3 protein-coding genes are annotated in these 2,699 nt (G+C 35.5%); all 3 read left to right on the forward strand.

Going from position 1 to position 2,699, the window contains the following annotated elements:
- Window positions 1-337: 337 nt before the first annotated feature.
- The 3 genes from ACKI5B_RS07280 (at window position 338) to ACKI5B_RS07290 (ending at window position 2,600) form a co-directional block, all read left to right on the forward strand.
- Complete coding sequence (locus ACKI5B_RS07280) at window positions 338-577, forward strand: hypothetical protein (protein WP_407427294.1); 240 nt, start codon at window positions 338-340, stop codon at window positions 575-577.
- 488 nt (window positions 578-1,065) lie between these two features.
- Window positions 1,066-1,335: a hypothetical protein gene (locus ACKI5B_RS07285; protein ID WP_407427296.1), complete on the forward strand. Its 270-nt coding sequence runs from the start codon at window positions 1,066-1,068 to the stop codon at window positions 1,333-1,335.
- A gap of 140 nt (window positions 1,336-1,475) precedes the next feature.
- Window positions 1,476-2,600: a protein rep gene (locus tag ACKI5B_RS07290; RefSeq protein WP_407427298.1), complete on the forward strand. Its 1,125-nt coding sequence runs from the start codon at window positions 1,476-1,478 to the stop codon at window positions 2,598-2,600.
- The last annotated feature ends 99 nt before the right edge of the window (window positions 2,601-2,699 follow it).

Here is a 2,699-nt window from a genome sequence, read left to right on the forward strand (position 1 = left end):
AAGCTTGTAGAAATACGCCAAAAAGAAAAAAACTCTGATTGACAATTCAAATTTGTTCTTAGATTCTGAGGCACGCCGTAGGCATAATTTCAGTGTTTCAAATCTACCCTTTGAAAAAAATTTTTGAAAAGCTTTTTACTTTGGATTATGAATGTGCTAAAATGGAAAAAACGAGGAACAGAACGAAATCAAGTTATTTGTTCTTGAGTTCCTCGGCGTAGCCTTAACAGCACATTCAGAATACAAAGTCAAAAGCAGAGTTCAAAAAATTTTTTCAAACATTGTAGCTCTTGGCTTCAACTTGAAAATAAAAAATGATGATGTGAGGTATTTAAAAATGAATAAAAATATTGGTGAAGTTCGTCATTGTGATGATATAGATAATTCTGTTTCTGAAATTAATGTATCTTTATTTTTGATGAAATCAATTTCTGCTCGCCCTGGTGAGCTTTCAGAAAATGATGTTATAGCTGCTAATAATATTTTAATTGGTATTCTTGAAAATTGTTCTGCTCGTCTTGAAAAGTGTTCTGCTCGTCTTCTTGACATTAGTTTTGAGGTTGGTGATACAGAATGAATGTACTAAACGGTTATTGTGTTCGTTACTCTGATAATAAGGGTAAAATTGATGTAACGTTCTTTGCTCCTGTTGGTTGGTCTGTAACTCCTTCGGAAGAGCTTGCAGGCGTTTGCAATCTGTTTTATTCTGCACACCCTTCCTGGAGTATAATTGACATATCACGTTGTAATTCAAACGAGTTTAGAAAAATAGCACAGTGTTATGGTTAAAGGGTTTTAGGGATATTTCCCTAACAAGTGGGGGAGCTTCTCCCTGTGCTTGCTAATTAATAAAAATCCCCTTTTTTTCAATTTGACTTGAAGTCTGTCTTGCCAATTATTCCAGACTTTGAGTATATAAAAAAATGCATAAGGCAGGAGGATATGCACAAGGCATTTTTGAAAAAGTACCCCTCTTTCGAGGGGTATTTTTTTATTTTTAAATTTGTATTGACAAAGTGTGAAAATTGGTGTATAATATGTGTATCACAGAAAGGAGTGATATAAATGCGTGTAAATATGAATTTGAATGATGAACTGCTTGAAAGAATAGATAATTATGCAAAGCTTAATTATATGAACCGTTCAAGTGTAGTTTCATTTGCTTGTAATCAGTTCCTTATGGCTAATGAAATGCAGTCCCTTATCATTGATATGAAACGTGCTCTGCAGGTCATAGCCAATAATGAAAATATTTCTGCAGATGATTTAAAGGAACTTGAAAAGTATGAAAATCTTTGTGATTTGCTTACTAAAAATCACCCTGAAAAACTCTGAACGGCGGAGCCGTTCTCCTTATCTTGATACTATAGAAACAACGTTGCATTAAAAAAATGCTAATTTCGCTCTATATATCGCTAAAAAATCCACTTTTTAGGGGTGGATAAAAATTAAAAAAATAAGGGGGTGAATTTCACTTGAAATCTGAAAAAAAAGAGGAGCTTAACAACTGCGAATTGTTAAACCCCTCTTGTGATGATGTAGTATCACCTGCTCACTATAATGATACCACATCATCATTGAATTGTCAATCATTAGAGAACGAACTGAAAAAGAAATGGATACCAAAAAAGCTTCTTTCTGAACGTCTTGTATTGTGTTATTATCGTCTTGACCTTGAAAAGAAAGCTGAACGAGTTGTAAATTGTGGCACGTTTTTGGAATTTGGAAGAGTTGAGGAGCTCGGGGGCGTTCCCCCCGGTGCACCTGGTAGGTGCTCGGGGGACGCCCCGACATCAACCAATTTCAAATTACATAAAGCTAATTTTTGCCGTGACAGACTTTGTCCAATGTGTTCTTGGCGGAGGTCATACAAAATTTTTGGACAAGTATCTGAAATAATGAATTTGATAGGCTCTGATTATGATTTTCTATTTCTTACTCTTACAGTTCCGAATTGTACCGCTGATGAGCTTGTACGTACTCTTAATTCTATGTCAAAAGCTTGGCTCAACCTTGTTAGGCATAAGCGTATTAAAAGCATTTTAAAGGGCTTTTTTAAGGCTTTAGAAATCACCTATAATAAATCAGCTGATACTTACCACCCACATTTTCACGCTGTTCTCGCAGTTCCTAAACGTTATTTTAAAAGTGAATTATATATTCATCGTGATGAATGGCTTGTCATGTGGCAAAAAGCTATGAATGATTACAGTATTACACAGGTCGATGTTCGCAAGGCTCGCAGTAAAAAAGATTTGAAATTTGCAGATACAGCTGTTTCTTCTTTAAGCTCTGCTGTTGCAGAAATTGCTAAATATGCCGTTAAATCATCAGATTATTTGTTTGATGATGAAAGTCTTACTGATAAAGTCGTTTCTGTTCTCGTTCCTGCTCTTGCTGGTCGTCGGCTTTGCTCCTTTGGTGGTTGTTTTCTGAAAGCTCACCAGGTTTTACAGCTTGATGATGCCGAGGACGGTGACCTCATACATATTGACGGTGAGTTGCGTTCTGATATTGCTGTGCAAATTTATCGTTATGGTTGGAGCTGTGGAACGTATAAGCTTGTAGAAATACGCCAAAAAGAAAAAAACTCTGATTGACAATTCAAATTTGTTCTTAGATTCTGAGGCACGCCGTAGGCATAATTTCAGTGTTTCAAATCTACCCTTTGAAAAAAATTTTTGAAAAGCTTTTTACTT

Source organism: Treponema sp., assembly GCF_045657965.1.
Classification (GTDB): Bacteria; Spirochaetota; Spirochaetia; order Treponematales; family Treponemataceae; genus Treponema_D.